General features: G+C 77.3%; 14 protein-coding genes and 1 pseudogene. 12 read left to right on the top strand and 3 right to left on the bottom strand.

The window, feature by feature from the left end:
• Positions 1-145: 145 nt before the first annotated feature.
• The 3 genes from ACI8AX_RS05000 to ACI8AX_RS05010 form a co-directional block, all read right to left on the bottom strand.
• Positions 146-1,102 (bottom strand): HAD family hydrolase, encoded by a 957-nt coding sequence (locus ACI8AX_RS05000; RefSeq protein WP_456548696.1) that lies wholly within the window; start codon positions 1,100-1,102, stop codon positions 146-148.
• An 82-nt stretch (positions 1,103-1,184) separates the two neighbouring features.
• Complete coding sequence (locus tag ACI8AX_RS05005; RefSeq protein WP_456548697.1) at positions 1,185-2,390, bottom strand: DUF5667 domain-containing protein; 1,206 nt, start codon at positions 2,388-2,390, stop codon at positions 1,185-1,187.
• Positions 2,391-2,514: 124 nt separating this feature from the next.
• Complete coding sequence (locus ACI8AX_RS05010; protein ID WP_456548698.1) at positions 2,515-3,372, bottom strand: sigma-70 family RNA polymerase sigma factor; 858 nt, start codon at positions 3,370-3,372, stop codon at positions 2,515-2,517.
• A gap of 275 nt (positions 3,373-3,647) precedes the next feature.
• Between ACI8AX_RS05010 and ACI8AX_RS05015 the strand changes: the two are divergent.
• The 12 genes and pseudogenes from ACI8AX_RS05015 to ACI8AX_RS05070 all read left to right on the top strand — a co-directional run.
• A pseudogene (locus ACI8AX_RS05015) lies at positions 3,648-3,854 on the top strand (AMP-binding protein); the annotation flags it as partial.
• A gap of 151 nt (positions 3,855-4,005) precedes the next feature.
• Positions 4,006-5,130: an AMP-binding protein gene (locus tag ACI8AX_RS05020; protein WP_456548826.1), complete on the top strand. Its 1,125-nt coding sequence runs from the start codon at positions 4,006-4,008 to the stop codon at positions 5,128-5,130.
• Positions 5,123-5,365, top strand: a complete 243-nt coding sequence (locus tag ACI8AX_RS05025) for a glutaredoxin family protein (protein ID WP_456548699.1) — start codon at positions 5,123-5,125, stop codon at positions 5,363-5,365. The genes ACI8AX_RS05020 and ACI8AX_RS05025 overlap by 8 nt, the downstream gene beginning before the upstream one ends.
• Positions 5,366-5,601: 236 nt before the next feature.
• On the top strand, positions 5,602-6,294 hold the full coding sequence (locus tag ACI8AX_RS05030; RefSeq protein WP_456548700.1) for a redox-sensing transcriptional repressor Rex: 693 nt from the start codon (positions 5,602-5,604) through the stop codon (positions 6,292-6,294).
• The gene (locus tag ACI8AX_RS05035; RefSeq protein ID WP_456548827.1) at positions 6,291-7,682 is read left to right on the top strand and encodes a glutamyl-tRNA reductase; all 1,392 of its coding nucleotides are present in this window, start codon (positions 6,291-6,293) and stop codon (positions 7,680-7,682) included. The genes ACI8AX_RS05030 and ACI8AX_RS05035 overlap by 4 nt, the downstream gene beginning before the upstream one ends.
• The gene (gene hemC, locus ACI8AX_RS05040; RefSeq protein ID WP_456548701.1) at positions 7,679-8,632 is read left to right on the top strand and encodes a hydroxymethylbilane synthase; all 954 of its coding nucleotides are present in this window, start codon (positions 7,679-7,681) and stop codon (positions 8,630-8,632) included. The genes ACI8AX_RS05035 and hemC overlap by 4 nt, the downstream gene beginning before the upstream one ends.
• Positions 8,633-8,726: 94 nt before the next feature.
• Entirely contained in the window at positions 8,727-10,274 is a 1,548-nt protein-coding gene (locus tag ACI8AX_RS05045) for a uroporphyrinogen-III synthase (RefSeq protein WP_456548702.1), read from the top strand.
• Positions 10,271-11,269, top strand: a complete 999-nt coding sequence (gene hemB, locus ACI8AX_RS05050; RefSeq protein WP_456548703.1) for a porphobilinogen synthase — start codon at positions 10,271-10,273, stop codon at positions 11,267-11,269. The genes ACI8AX_RS05045 and hemB overlap by 4 nt, the downstream gene beginning before the upstream one ends.
• Positions 11,270-11,288: 19 nt before the next feature.
• Entirely contained in the window at positions 11,289-11,864 is a 576-nt protein-coding gene (locus ACI8AX_RS05055) for a hypothetical protein (RefSeq protein ID WP_456548704.1), read from the top strand.
• Complete coding sequence (gene hemL / locus ACI8AX_RS05060) at positions 11,861-13,240, top strand: glutamate-1-semialdehyde 2,1-aminomutase (protein WP_456548705.1); 1,380 nt, start codon at positions 11,861-11,863, stop codon at positions 13,238-13,240. Before ACI8AX_RS05055 ends, hemL begins: the two co-directional genes overlap by 4 nt.
• Positions 13,240-13,887 carry a histidine phosphatase family protein gene (locus ACI8AX_RS05065; RefSeq protein ID WP_456548706.1) on the top strand — a complete coding sequence of 216 codons (648 nt, stop codon included), beginning with the start codon at positions 13,240-13,242 and terminating at the stop codon, positions 13,885-13,887. The genes hemL and ACI8AX_RS05065 overlap by 1 nt, the downstream gene beginning before the upstream one ends.
• Positions 13,884-14,462 (top strand): TlpA family protein disulfide reductase, encoded by a 579-nt coding sequence (locus tag ACI8AX_RS05070; protein WP_456548707.1) that lies wholly within the window; start codon positions 13,884-13,886, stop codon positions 14,460-14,462. Before ACI8AX_RS05065 ends, ACI8AX_RS05070 begins: the two co-directional genes overlap by 4 nt.

Consider the following 14,462-nt stretch of genomic DNA (forward strand, 5'->3'; position numbering starts at 1 on the left):
CCTCCGGACCACACCGCGGCCAGGTGCCGTCCCGGCCTGCGTCGGGCCCTGCCGCCGCACCCGCCGAGGACCCTGCGGGCCCGTCGCCGGGCAGTCCACCACGTCGTCCCGTTCCCGTCGGGGGACCCTCCGGGCCCCCCGCTGTTCAGAGCAACCGGGCGAGGAGGCGGCGGGGGACGGGAGGCGGCGGCAGCTCGACCACCGGCTGCTTCCGGCGGCGGATCGCCAGGGTGCCGCCCACCACGCCACCGGAGAGCGCCGCCGCCGCCAGCGTCGGGATGCCGATCTTGGCCGCCTTGCGCCCGGTCCGGAAGTCACGGACCTGCCAGCCGCGGGAGCGGGCCACCGCGCGCAGCTCGGTGTCCGGGTTCACGGCGACCGCCGTCCCGGTGAGCGTGAGCATCGGCAGGTCGTTGGAGGAGTCGCTGTAGGCGGTGCACCGGGCGAGGTCCAGCCCCTCGCGCTGGGCCAGCGCTCGGACGGCCTCGGCCTTCGCCTCACCGTGCATGAGCTCGCCGACCAGGCGGCCGGTGTACCGGCCGTCGCGGACCTCGGCCACCGTGCCGAGGGCGCCGGTGAGCCCCAGCCGGTGCGCGATGATGCGCGCCAGCTCGACCGGGGTGGCGGTGACGAGCCAGACCCGCTGGCCGGCGTCCAGGTGCTTCTGGGCGAGCACCCGGGTGCCCGCCCAGATGCGGTCGGCCATCAGCTCGTCGTAGATCTCCTCGCCGGCCGCGACGATCTCGGTGACCTGGCGGCCGGCCACGAAGGCCAGCGCGTTCTCGCGGATGGTGTGCATGTCGTCGGCGCTCTCGTTGCCGGCCATCCGGAACTTCGCCTGCTGCCAGGCGAAGCGCGCCAGGTCCCGCGCCGTGAAGTACTTGCGCGCGGCCAGCCCGCGGGCGAACCAGAACAGCGACGCGCCCATCATCATCGTGTTGTCCACGTCGAAGAACGCGGCGGCGGTCGGGTCCGGGACGACGGCCGGCGGCGGCTCCACCTCCGCGGCGGCGGCCGAGGCGGCGCCGGCCACCGATGCCCGCGTCTCCTCGCTGCCGGGCAGCTCCCCGGCCCGTCGGCCGCGGAAGGGCAGGACCGGCACGGACGACCTCCTCGGTTCCGAGCCCGCCGGCGGGCTCACCCCTCGCGACCCTAGTGAGCCCCACCGACCGGCGTGCGCACGGTCAGCAGACGAGTGGCCAGACGCACACCGGCAGCGGGAGGTCGATCAGCGGAGGCGGCAGGGTCGGCGTCGCCGCCGGTGGCGGACCGCCCCCGCCGGGCACCGAGGGGACGGGGAGCAGGCCGCCACCAGGGCCCGGCAGCGGCAGCGGCACCGACGGGACCGCCGGACCCGCGCCCGTCGACGGCGCGCCGCCCGCGGGACCCGATCCGGAGCCCGAGCCCGATCCGCCCCCGGACCCCGGGGTGGCGGCCCCACCCGGCGTCGGCACCGTCCCGCCCGGCTGCGGGGCCGGCGTCTGCTGCGGGGGAGGCGGCACCGCCGGGTCGTCGCCGGCCGGCGCGTCCGGGTCGGCCGACGGGGCGCCCCCCGCCGGCGGCGGGGTGACCGGGGCCGGGGCCGCGCAGATGCCCGGGACCGGGCCGAGGGCGTCGCGGCCCTCGGCCGGCGGGACCGTGGGGCAGTCGAGCGCGGCCTGCACGGCCGCGACCCGGGCCTGCACGGCGTCGAGCAGCTCCAGCGAGGCCTGGGCCGCCCCCGAGGTCACGGTCGGCAGCTCCGGCTGCAGCGCGGCGAGCTCGGCGGCCTGCTGCTCGCTCCAGTCCGCCAGCCGGTCGGCGGGCGCCGGGTCGCCGTCCTCGACGGCGGAGCCGACCAGCAGGGCCGCGCCCTCGGTGGTCTGCGCGTCCATCGTGGCGAGGGTCTGCACGACCAGCTCCGGGTCGTCCTGGGCGGCGGCGAGCTCGTCGAGGCGGGTGCTCGCGAACTCCAGCAGGGTCAGTCCGCGGTCGTCGCCGGCCAGTGCGAGCTGGGTCTGCTCGGTGCCGCGCTTGAGGTCGTAGAGGAGGTCGCCGGGCTGGGCGTCGGCGGACAGGGCCACCAGGGTCCCCAGCGCGCTGACCGCGAGAGCCGCCCCGGCGATGCCGGCGGTCACCCGGGTGCGCCACCGGGACGGCGGGCCGTCCCCGGCGCGGGCGCCGAGCAGCCGGCGGACGACGGTCGGTCGCGCCGGCTCGGGCGAGCGGACCGCCGCCATGGCGACCAGCCGGGCGCGGGAGGCGGCGCGGAAGTCGGGCGCCGGCTCGTCGTCCAGGGCGGTCGCGAGCCGGCGCAGCCCGGCGACGACCGCCTCCTCCCGGTCCCGGACGCCGGCGGAGCGGCCGCGCGCGGGCGCGACCGGAGGCAGACCGCGGTCCTCCGTCGTCATCGCCGTCCTCCGGTCGGTCCTGGACGGGTCCGGCCGGTCCCGACCCGCATCCGGACGGCCAACGACGTCCCTCGGGTGGCGGTTACGGGGTACTCGTGGGTAACTACAGGGTCCGGTCGCGCGGTCATCGGAGGCCCTCCGGCAGGAGGCTGGCCAGCCGGCGCACGGCACGGTGCTGCAGCGCCTTGACGGCGCCGTCCTTCTTGCCCATGACCGCCGCGGTCTCGGCCACCGACAGGCCCTGCAGGAAGCGCAGCGAGATGCACTCCTGCTGCTCGCTGTTGAGCTGCCGCACGCAGGCCAGCAGCTGCTCGTGGGTCAGCCGCGAGACCACCGAGTCCTCCGGACCGTCGGTCCCGCGGTCGGCGTCGCGCATGTCGGCGGTGGTGACCTCCAGCCGGTAACGGCTGCTCTTCACGTGGTCGCGGACGATGTTGCGCGCGATCGTCACCAGCCAGGCGCCCACGTCGCGGCCCTGGAAGGACAGCGAGTCGATGCGGCGCAGCGCGCGGACGAAGGTCTCGCTGGTGAAGTCCTCGGCCAGCGTCCGGTCGCCGACCCGGTGGTACAGGTACCGGTAGACCATCGTGACGTAGTGGTCGTACAGCTCCCCGAAGGCCTCGGCGTCGCCGCGCTGGGCCCGGGCGACCAGCGCCCACACGTCGACCCGGTCGTCGGGCAGCGTCTCCTCGAGGGCCGCGACCTCGGCGACGAGCGCGGCGTCCTCCGGGTCGGCCTCCGGCGCCAGCGCCAGGTCGTCGCCGGCCGCGGGCGTGCCCGGTCCGGGCTCCGCGGGGGCCGGGGCCGGGGACGCCGTCTGCGCCGGGAACGCGGCGACCACGTTGGGCAGCCGCGCCGGTGCCTCCTCCGCGCTCGCCCGCGGGTACGGCGTGGGACGTGGCCGGCGCGGGGCGGGAGGCAGCCCGGCGGCCCCCTCGGGGACGGCGGCGGACCGCTCGTCCACGGGGCGCGACTGGGCCATGCGGGCGTCGACCTCCTCGTCGGCCCGCGGACCCGGGACCGGCTCGTGTGCTGCGCGACGCCCGCCGGGGTGTCGCGCGCGTGCTGCGGTGCTGGTCACATGGTGACAACATCGCGAGGACCCGTCCACGCCACCCGGGTGAGCGCCCCTCCCGGGTGACCCGCGGGGGTGGCCGCCGCGCCCGCCGGAGGAGATGCCGAGTGTCCGGAGCCCCGCCCTCGCTCGCCGCGCTGGTCCGCGCCGCGGCCCGGGGACGGCCGGACGCGCCGGCGGTCGTGGCCGGCGACACGCGGCTGTCCTGGGCGCAGCTCGACGCGCAGGTCGACCGGACCGCCGCCGGGTACGCCGCGCGCGGGCTCGCGCCGGGGGAGCGGGTGGCCGTCCAGCTGCCCAACGGCGTGCCGTGGCTGCGGGCCACGCTCGGCGCGCTGCGCGCCGGCCTCGTCGTCGTCCCGGTGAACACCGCCTACACCGACCCCGAGCTCGAGCACGTCCTCGGCGACTCCGGCGCCGCCCTGCTCGTCACCCGGCAGGACCGGTCCCCGGTCGCCGGGGTGCCGGTGTGCGCGGGGGCCCCGGAGGACGACGGCCCGGCGCCCGAGGTGGAGCCCGAGCCCGGCGCCGCCGGCGTTCCTGGCCTACACCAGCGGCACGACCGGCCGCCCCCGCGGGGCGGTCCTCAGCACGGCCGCCCTGCGCGCCAACCAGGAGCAGTGCCTGGCCATGGACCCGCCGCCGGTCCGGCCCGACGACCGGGTGCTCCTCGTGCTGCCGCTGTTCCACGTCTACGGGCTCAACGCCGGCTTCGGGCTGGTGGCCGCGACCGGGGCGTGCGCCGTGCTCATGGAGTCGTTCGAGCCCCGCGCCGCCCTCGCGCTGATGGCCGCCGAGGCGGTCACCGCCGTCCCGGGCGCGCCGCCGATGTACCAGGCCTGGCTGGCCGCCGCCGACGCCGCCGGCGGCGACGCGGACCTGCGCCGGGCGTTCGCCGCGGTGCGGATCGCCTCCTCGGGTGCGGCGCCGCTGCCCGCCGGGACCTGGACCGCGATGCGCGAGCGCGCCGCGGTCACCGTCCACGAGGGGTACGGGCTGACCGAGGCCTGTCCCGTGGTCGCGAGCACGCTGGCCACCGGGCGGCCGAAGCCGGCGTGCATCGGCGGCCCGCTGCCGGGCGTCGAGGTGCAGCTGCGCGACACCGCCACCCACGGGACCGGCCCCGGGGCGCCGGCCCAGGAGATCGCCGACGAGGGGCCCGGCGAGATCTGGGTGCGCGGGGCCAACCTCTTCTCCGGCTACTGGCCCGACGGCGCCGACGGTCCCGACGCCGAGGGGTGGCTGGCCACCGGCGACCTCGCCTACCGCGACGCCGACGGCGACCTGCACCTGGTCGACCGGCGCAGCGACCTGGTCCTGGTCAGCGGCTTCAACGTCTACCCGGCCGAGGTGGAACGCGTGCTCGACGCCCACCCGGCCGTGCGGGAGAGCGCGGTCATCGGGGTGCCCGACGCCCGGACGGGCCAGGCGGTGCGCGCCGTCGTCGTCCTGGCCCCGGGGGCGACGGCGACGCTGGAGGAGCTCCAGGAGCACGCCGCGGCGTCGCTGGCCCGCTACAAGGTGCCGACGTCGGTGCACTTCCTGCCCGCGCTGCCGCACTCGCTGACCGGCAAGGTGAGCCGCGCCCGGCTGCGCGAGCTCGGCCTCACCCGTGCCGACGACGCGGCCGAGCCGGCACCCGTGGCGGTGGGCGGCGATGGCTGACCGGCTGCAGCTGCTCACCCGCGTCGGCTGCCACCTGTGCGAGACGGCGGCGCAGGCGCTCGCGCCGGTGGCCGCCGAGGCAGGGCTGGACGTCGTCCCGGTCGACGTCGACGGCGACCCCGACCTGCAGGCCGAGTACGGCGACCGGGTCCCGGTGCTGCTGCTCGACGGGCGGGAGCACTCCTACTTCACCGTCGACGTCCCCCGGCTCCGCCGCGATCTCGGACTGGGCTGACCCGGTCGCCGGACCGCACCCGGACGGGTGGCGCCGGGCGACTCCCGTTATGGTGTCCACCACAGGGAGACGCATCCGCGCTGCCCGGCGGCCCGGCCGCTGCGCAGCGACTTTGTTCCTGCGTTCACAAGCGGTTAACGTGGGCGGCGCCGGACGGCGTCTGCGTCCGGTCCCCGATGTCGTCGCTCCCCGGTCAGCCGCCGGGTGGACGGCGCGCCCGCTGTGGAGACCGTCCCGTGAACCCGTCGAGGCCCCGGATCCCGGAGGCCACCGTGGCCCGCCTGGCCGTGTACCTCCGGGTGCTCACCGGGCTGGCCGACGGCGGCCGGGTCAGTGTCTCCTCCGGCGAGCTGGCCGGCGCGGCCGGGGTGAACCCCGCGGGGCTGCGCAAGGACCTCTCCCACCTCGGCCCCTGCGGCGTCCGCGGCGTGGGCTACGACGTGGCCGGCCTGCGCGACCGGATCGCCCGCGTGCTGGGCGTCGAGCGGTCGCGGGCCTGCGTGCTCGTCGGCCTGGGAAACCTCGGCTCGGCGCTGGCCGACTACGCCGGGTTCGGCAGCCGGGGCTTCGAGTTCGTGGGCCTGTTCGACAGCTCGCCGGACCGGATCGGCCAGGTGATCGGCGGCCGCACCGTGCACCCCGTGGCGCAGCTCGACCAGGTGGTGGCCGAGACCCGGGCGACGATCGGGGTCATCGCGACACCGGCCGAGGTGGCGCAGTCGGTCTGCGACCGGCTGACCGCGGCCGGGGTGAGGAGCATCTTGAACTTCGCGCCGGTGACGCTGGCCGCTCCGGCGGGCGTCGACGTCCGGCAGGTCGACCTCTCCGTCGAGCTGCAGGTCCTCGCGTTCCTCGACACCGACCGCGACGCCGGCGCCGACCGGCGCCCCGTCGCCGCCCCCGTCCCGGCCCTCGGGGGGACGGCATGAGCCTCCTGGCCGTCGGCATCAGCCACCAGACGGCGCCGGTCTCGCTGCTCGAGCAGTTCGCGATGGGCACCGACGACACCGTCAAGGCGCTGGGCGAGCTCGTCGGCAGCGACCACGTCAGCGAGGCCATCGTCCTGGCGACCTGCAACCGGGTCGAGGTCTTCGCCGAGGTCGACCGCTTCCACGGCGGCGTCACCGAGGTCAGCCGCGTGCTGGCCCGCCAGGCCGGCGCCACCGTCGAGGAGCTCTCGCCCTACGTCACGGTCCACTACGAGGACCAGGCCGTCGCCCACCTGTTCACCGTCGCCGCGGGCCTGGACTCCATGGTCGTGGGCGAGACCCAGGTGCTCGGCCAGCTGCGCAACGCCTACGCGCTGGCCCGCGAGCAGGGCACGGTCGGGCGGGCGCTGCACCCGGTCGCCCAGCACGCCCTGCGGGTCGGCAAGCGGGTGCACTCCGAGACCGGCATCGACCGGGCCGGCGCCTCGCTGGTGTCGGTCTCGCTCGACCACGCCGAGGAGCGGATCGGGCCGCTCGCCGGCCGGCCGGTGCTCGTCGTCGGCGCCGGCTCCATGGGCGCGCTGGCCGCGACCACCCTGTCGCGCCGCGGCGCCCTGGTCACCGTCGCCAGCCGCACCCCCGAGTCCGCGGCCCGGCTGGCCGCCGCCGTCGACGGCGGCACCGCGGAGATGGCCGACCTGCCGGCCGCCATCGCCGCCGCCGACCTGCTGGTCACCTGCACCGGGGCCTCCGGCCTGGTCGTGGGCACCGAGGCCGTCGCCACCGCGATGCGCGGGCGCACCGACCGGCCGCTGGCCGTCGTCGACCTCGCGCTGCCCCGCGACGTGGACCCCGCCGTCGCCGGCCTGCCCGGCGTGCACGTCGTCGACCTGGCTCTCCTGCAGAGCGAGAAGCGCGGAGCCCTCCTGCAGGGCGAGCGGACCGCCGCGCACGACGCCTCGCTGGCCGGGGCCGTCGCCGCCGACGACATCGCCGCCGCCCACGCGCTGATCGAGGCCGAGACCGCGCTGCTGCGCGCCGAGCGCCAGGCCGCCGCGGTCGCGCCGACGGTGTCGGCGCTGCGCAGCCAGGCCGCGGAGGTCGTCGACGCCGAGCTGCTGCGGCTGTCCACCCGGCTGCCCGACCTCGACGCCCGCGCCCGGTCGGAGATCGCCCGCACCGTGCGCCGCGTGGTCGACAAGCTGCTGCACGAGCCGACCGTGCGGGTCAAGGAGCTGGCCAGCGCACCGGGCGGCGTCGACTACGCCGACGCGCTGCGCGCCCTGTTCGGCCTGGGCATCGACGCCGACGTGCCGGCCGAGGGGCCCCGGCTGGCCGAGGCCGTCACCGTCGACCCCGACGACCTGCGCCCCGGCGGTCCGGCATGACCGCCCTGCGCCCCGACGGCACCGCGGTGCGGACCCTGCGGCTGGGCACCCGCGCCAGCCGGCTGGCCACCACCCAGTCGCAGACGGTCGCCGACGCCATCACCGCCGCCAGCGGGGTCCCCGTGGAGCTGGTGCACATCAGCACCGAGGGCGACCGCTCCGCCGCGGCGATCGCCCAGCTCGGCGGCACCGGCGTGTTCGTCACCGCGATCCGCCGCGCGCTGCTCGAGGGCACCGTCGACGTCGCCGTGCACAGCTACAAGGACCTGCCGACCGCGCCGGAGCCCGGGCTGGTCCTGGCCGCCGTCCCGCCGCGGGAGGACCCGCGCGACGCGCTCGTCGCCCGCGACGGCCTCACGCTCGGCGAGCTGCCGGCCGGCGCCCGCGTGGGCACCGGCGCCCCCCGGCGGGTCGCGCAGCTGCGGGCGCTGGGTCTCGGCCTCGACGTCGTCCCGATCCGCGGCAACGTGGACACCCGGATGGCCCGCGTGGTCCCCGGCGACCTGGACGCCGTCGTCCTCGCCCGGGCCGGGCTGACCCGGCTGGGCCGGGTCGACGCGATCACCGAGACGCTCGACCCGCTGCAGGTGCTGCCGGCGCCGGCGCAGGGCGCGCTGGCCGTCGAGTGCCGGGCCGACGACGCGGCCACCCGCGCCGTCCTGGCCGCGCTCGACGACCCGGTGACGCGCGCCTGCGTGCTGGCCGAGCGGACGACGCTGGCCGCGCTCGAGGCCGGCTGCAGCGCCCCGGTCGCCGCCTACGCGGAGGTGGCCGAGGGCGAGGACGGACCCGAGCTGTACCTGCGCGCGTCGGTGACCGCCCTGGACGGCAGCGACGGCGTCCGCGGCTCGGTCACCGGCCCGGCCGAGGACGCCGAGCGGCTGGGCCGCGAGCTCGCCGCCGACCTGGTCGACCGCGGCGCGGCCGAGCTCGTGGCCGCCTCCCGGTGACCGCACCCCCGACCCTCCCCCCGCCGGGCACCGCGGCCCGGCCCCAGACCCCCGAAGAAGACGCCCTCCCCGAGGGCCAGAACAGGAGCACGCGATGACGCGCTTCCGCAGCAAGAGCGGCGGGGCGGCCGGCACGGTCGTCTTCGTCGGCGCCGGCCCGGGCGACCCCGGGATGCTGACCGCCCGCGCCACGGCGGCGCTCGCCGAGGCCGACGTCCTGGTCGTCGACGCCGGGGTCGCCCCCGCCGTCACGGCCGCGGTCCGCGAGAGCCGGCCCGACCTGGAGCCGACGACGGCGACCGGCGAGCCCGACGAGGTGGCCAAGGCCGCCGTCGCCGCGGCGAAGAAGGGCGAGACCGTCGTCCGGCTCGTCGCCGGTGACCCCTTCACCTCCGACGCGGTGGTCAAGGAGGTGCTCGCCGTCGGCCGGACCTCCGTGCCCTTCGACGTCGTCCCCGGCGTCGCGGCGGCCACGGCCGTCCCGGCCTTCGCCGGGGTCGCGCTCGGCGGCACGACGCTGACGGCGGACCTGCGCGGCGGCGGCGACCTGACCGCGCTGGCCTCGGCCGCGCACGGCCTGGGCGCCCCGCTGGTCCTCACCGGCGACGCCGCGGACCTGCCCGACGCCGCCGCCCGGCTGGTCGAGGGCGGTCTGCCCGCCGGCACGCCCGTCGTCGTCACGACCGCGGGGTCGACCACCGACCAGAAGAGCGTCCCGGCCAAGCTGGGCGCGGTCGCCGAGAAGACCGCCGGCCTCGACGCGCTGACCGGCGCGGTCGTGGCCACGGTCGGCGCCGTCGTCGACAAGCGCGGCAAGCTCTCCTGGTGGGAGAGCCGGCCGCTGTTCGGCTGGCGGGTGCTGGTGCCGCGCACCAAGGACCAGGCCGGCGACATGAGCGAGCGGCTGCGGGCCTACGGCGCGGTGCCGGTCGAGGTGCCCACGATCGCCGTCGAGCCGCCGCGCAGCCCGGCCCAGATGGACCGCGCGATCAAGGGCCTGGTCACCGGCCGGTACGGCTGGATCGTGTTCACCTCCGTCAACGCGGTGAAGGCGGTCCGGGAGAAGTTCGCCGAGCTGGGCCTGGACGCCCGGGCCTTCGCGGGCGTGAAGGTGGCCTGCGTCGGCGAGCAGACGGCGGGCGCGGTGCGCGACTTCGGCATCGTGCCGGAGCTCGTCCCGACCGGGGAGCAGTCCAGCGAGGGCCTGCTGGCCGACTTCCCCGAGTACGACGACGTCCTCGACCCGATCGACCGGGTGCTGCTGCCCCGCGCCGACATCGCGACCGAGACCCTCGCCGCCGGGCTCAAGGAGCGCGGCTGGGAGATCGACGACGTCACGGCGTACCGCACCGTCCGGGCGGCCCCGCCGCCGGCCGCGGTCCGCGAGGCCATCAAGGGCGGCGGCTTCGACGCGGTGTGCTTCACCTCGTCGAGCACCGTGCGCAACCTGGTGGGCATCGCCGGCAAGCCGCACGCCAAGACGGTCGTCGCGGTGATCGGGCCGCAGACCGCCGCCACCGCGCAGGAGTTCGGCCTGCGGGTCGACGTCCAGCCGGAGACGGCCGCGGTGGCCCCGCTCGTCGACGCCCTGGCGGAGTTCGCCGAGGCGCGGCGGGCCGAGCAGGAGGGCGCCGGCAAGTGACCGGCGCGGGCGGGGCGAACCCGGGCTTCGCGCGCGGGCGTCGGCTGCGGTCGACGCCCGCGCTGCGGCGGCTGACGGCGCAGACCCGGCTGTCGCCGGCCGACCTGGTGCTCCCGGTGTTCGTCAAGGAGGGCATCGCCGAGCCGCAGCCGATCGGCTCGATGCCGGGCGTCGTCCAGCACACCCAGGACTCGCTGCGCAAGGCCGCGCACGAGGCCGCCGAGGCCGGCATCAGCGGGCTCATCCTGTTCGGGATCCCCGCCGACAAGGACCCGCTGGGCTCCCAGGCCGACGCCGCCGACGGCGTGGTCAACGTCGCGCTGCAGCAGCTGCGCGCCGACCTGGGCGACGAGTTGGTGCTCATGGCCGACCTGTGCCTGTGCGAGTACACCGACCACGGGCACTGCGGCGTGGTCACCCCGGCGGGCGTGGTCGACAACGACCCGACGCTGGACCGCTACGCGGCGGTGGCGCTGGCCCAGGCGCAGGCCGGGGCCCACGTCATCGCCCCCAGCGGGATGATGGACGGCCAGGTCGCCGCGATCCGCCGGGCGCTGGACGGCGGCGGGTACTCCGAGCTGCCGGTGCTGGCCTACGCGGCCAAGTACGCCTCGTGCTTCTACGGCCCGTTCCGCGAGGCGGCGGAGGGCGCGCCGCAGTTCGGCGACCGCTCGACCTACCAGATGGACCCGCCCAACGCCGACGAGGCGCTGCGGGAGGTCGAGCAGGACCTCGCCGAGGGCGCCGACGCGGTCATGGTCAAGCCGGCGCTGGCCTACCTCGACGTCATCGCGCGGGTCGCCGACGAGGTCCGGGTGCCGGTGAGCGCCTACCAGGTCAGCGGCGAGTACGCGATGGTCGAGGCGGCCGCCGCCAACGGCTGGGTGGACCGGGAGCGGGCGATCCTCGAGACGCTGACGGCGATCCGCCGGGCGGGGGCCGGCTCGGTGCTCACCTACTGGGCGGTCGAGGCCGCCCGCCTGCTGCGCCGCTGAGCGGGGGCGCGGCGAGGGGATGGACGACGTCGAGGGGACGGACTACGTCGAGGGGACGGACTACGTCGAGGCCGGGGGCTCCTGGCGGCCGTTCTGGCTGGTCGCGGCGGCCCTCGGCGCCCTCGTCGTCATGGACGTCGTGCTGCCGGGCCCGGACGTGCCGCCGCTGGTGTGGGCCCTGTCCCTGGTCGCCGTCCTCGGCATCGTCGCCGCCGGGGCGCTGTCGGCCCGCCGGGTGTGGACCGTCCGCGTCGGGGGCCCCGCCCAGGCGGCCGACGGGCCGGCCGGCCAGCCGGCGCTCAGCGTGGGCCGGGAGCGGGTGCCGCTGGCCGAGGTCGACACCGACCACCTGCGCGCCGTCCGGGAGGGCGAGGCCGGGGTGGACGCCGGCGCGCCCGTGCTCGGTGGCGGCTGGACGCTGCCCCGCGGCCGCACCGGCCTGCCGCTGCGGCTGACCGACGGCCGGACCGTCCTCGTGCCCACCCGGGACCCGGCCGCGCTCACCCGCGCCCTGCTCGCGGCGGCGCCGGCGGAGGCCGGTGAGACGGGGCCCTCACCCGGCGCCCCCGGCGCGGAGGGGACACTGGGGCCGTGACCTCGCTGGACGCTCCCCGCTTTCCCTACGAGGCCCCGGTCTCCGCCGAGCTGTTCGCCCGCGGGCAGCGCGTGACCCCGGGCGGCGTGAACAGCCCGGTCCGCGCCTTCCGCGCCGTGGGCGGCACGCCGCGGTTCATGGCCGAGGGGCAGGGCCCCTGGCTGACCGACGCCGACGGCCGCCGCTACGTCGACCTGGTGGCCTCCTGGGGCCCGCTGATCCTCGGCCACGCCCACCCGGCGGTGGTCGAGGCGGTCACCGCCGCTGCCCGCCGCGGCACCTCCTTCGGCGCCCCGACCGAGGGCGAGCTGGAGCTGGCGGAGGAGATCATCGGCCGGGTGCCGCCCGTCGAGCGGGTGCGGCTGGTCAACTCCGGCACCGAGGCCGTGCTCTCGGCGATCCGGCTCGCCCGCGGCGCCACCGGCCGCCCGCTGGTCGTGAAGTTCGCCGGCTGCTACCACGGCCACGTCGACGCGTTGCTGGCCTCGGCCGGCTCCGGCGTGGCCACCCTCGGGCTGCCCGACACCCCGGGGGTCACCACCGGCGCGGCCGCCGACACCGTCGTCCTGCCCTACAACGACGTGGCCGCCGTCGAGGCCGTCTTCGCCGAGCGCGGGGCCGACATCGCCTGCGTGGTCAGCGAGGCCGCACCGGGCAACATGGGCGTCGTCCCGCCGCTGGACGGGTTCAACGCCCACCTGCGCCGGATCACCGCCGAGCACGGCGCCCTGCTCGTGCTCGACGAGGTGATGACCGGCTTCCGGGTCTCCCGCTCCGGCTGGTACGGCCTCGACCCGGTCGACGCCGACCTGTTCACCTTCGGCAAGGTCATGGGCGGCGGGCTGCCGGCCGCGGCCTTCGGCGGCCGCGCCGACCTCATGTCGCAGCTGGCGCCGTCCGGCCCCGTCTACCAGGCCGGCACCCTCTCGGGGAACCCCGTCGCCGTGGCCGCCGGGCTCACCACGCTGCGGCTGTGCACCGACGAGGTCTACGCCCGCTGCGACGAGGTCGCGGCGACGCTGCGCGGGGCGGCCAGCGCCGCCCTGTTCGCCGCCGGCGTGCCGCACCGGGTGCAGCAGGCCGGGTCGATGTTCTCGGTGTTCTTCGTCCCCGACGAGCGGCAGGTGCGCGACTTCGACGACGCCCGCAGCCAGGAGACGTTCCGCTACACCGCGTTCTTCCACGCCATGCTCAGCCGCGGCGTCTACCTGCCGCCGTCGGCGTTCGAGGCGTGGTTCGTCAGCGCCGCGCTGGACGACGCCGCGGTGCAGCGGGTCCTCGACGCGCTGCCGGCCGCGGCGCAGGCGGCCGCGGAGGCCACCCCGGAGGACGCGCCGCGGGCCACCGGCCAGGACCCGAGCGAGGTCAGCACCTGATGAGCGAGACCACCGTCGTCCACCTGCTGCGCCACGGCGAGGTGTTCAACCCGGCGAAGGTCCTCTACGGCCGGCTGCCCGGCTACCGGCTCTCCGAGGCCGGCGAGGAGATGGCCCGCAGCGCCGCGAGGTGGTTCACCGGCGTCGCCGCCGACCCGGCCGTGACGTACCTGGTGGCCAGCCCGCTGGAGCGCGCCCAGCAGACGGCCGCCCCGATCGCCGAGGCACTCGGGCTGCCGATCGAGACCGACGACCGGCTGATCGAGGCGGCCAGCGACTTCGAGGGGCTGCGGGTGGCCGTCGGCGACGGCGCCCTGCGCGACCCGCGGCACTGGTGGAAGCTGCGCAACCCGTTCCGGCCGTCCTGGGGCGAGCCCTACGTGGAGATCGCCGCCCGGATGCTGCGGGCCGTCGAGGCGGCGCGCGACGCCGCCCGCGGGTCGGCCGCCGTCTGCGTCAGCCACCAGCTGCCCATCTGGACGCTGCGGCTGCACCTGGAGGGCCGCCGCTACGTGCACGACCCGCGCCGCCGCGAGTGCGCGCTGGCCAGCGTCACGTCGGTGACCTACCAGGGCGACCGGGTCGCCGGCGTCACCTACGCCGAGCCGGCCGGCGCCACCGACCCCGACGCGGTGCCCGGCGCATGAGGCGCCTCCTCGCGGCCCTCGGGGGCGCGCTCGTGCTCGCCGCCGGCTGCACCACCGGCGAGGGGTCGGCGGTCGACGTCAACAACGGCGGGGAGTTCCGCTTCGTCGCGGGCACCCCCGACGGCGAGGTCATCCCCGTCGGCGAGCGCGCCACCGCACCGGAGTTCGCCGGCGAGCTGCTCGGCGGGGGCGACTTCGACTCGGCCGACCTGACCGGCGACGTCGCCGTCCTCAACTTCTGGGGTTCCTGGTGCGCCCCCTGCCGGGTCGAGACGCCGGAGTTCCAGGAGGTCTACGCCGAGGTGCGCGACGAGGGCGTGCAGTTCGTCGGCCTCAACGTCAAGGAGACCGACCCGCAGTTCGCCCAGGCGTTCGTCGACTCCAACGCCATCGAGTTCCCGTCGGTGTACGACCCGCGCGGCGAGGTCGCGCTGGCGTTCCGGGACTACCCGGCCAACGCCGTCCCGTCCACGATCGTGCTCGACCGCGAGTACCGGGTCGCCGCCGTCTACACCAGCCAGGTCTCGCAGGAGGACCTGCGCACCGTGCTCGACCGGCTGCTCGAGGAGGGCTGA

It is taken from the genome of Blastococcus sp. SYSU D00813, from assembly GCF_054050735.1.

Excerpts from the sequence above, each read along its gene's own strand:
- ACI8AX_RS05035 (WP_456548827.1), top strand. The coding sequence starts at position 6,291 with ATGAGCCTCCTGGCCGTCGGCATCAGCCACCAGACGGCGCCGGTCTCG.
- ACI8AX_RS05045 (WP_456548702.1), top strand. The coding sequence starts at position 8,727 with ATGACGCGCTTCCGCAGCAAGAGCGGCGGGGCGGCCGGCACGGTCGTC.
- ACI8AX_RS05005 (WP_456548697.1), bottom strand. The coding sequence starts at position 2,390 with ATGACGACGGAGGACCGCGGTCTGCCTCCGGTCGCGCCCGCGCGCGGC.
- ACI8AX_RS05065 (WP_456548706.1), top strand. The coding sequence starts at position 13,240 with ATGAGCGAGACCACCGTCGTCCACCTGCTGCGCCACGGCGAGGTGTTC.
- ACI8AX_RS05055 (WP_456548704.1), top strand. The coding sequence starts at position 11,289 with ATGGACGACGTCGAGGGGACGGACTACGTCGAGGGGACGGACTACGTC.
- ACI8AX_RS05010 (WP_456548698.1), bottom strand. The coding sequence starts at position 3,372 with ATGGCCCAGTCGCGCCCCGTGGACGAGCGGTCCGCCGCCGTCCCCGAG.
- ACI8AX_RS05070 (WP_456548707.1), top strand. The coding sequence starts at position 13,884 with ATGAGGCGCCTCCTCGCGGCCCTCGGGGGCGCGCTCGTGCTCGCCGCC.
- hemC (WP_456548701.1), top strand. The coding sequence starts at position 7,679 with ATGACCGCCCTGCGCCCCGACGGCACCGCGGTGCGGACCCTGCGGCTG.
- ACI8AX_RS05025 (WP_456548699.1), top strand. The coding sequence starts at position 5,123 with ATGGCTGACCGGCTGCAGCTGCTCACCCGCGTCGGCTGCCACCTGTGC.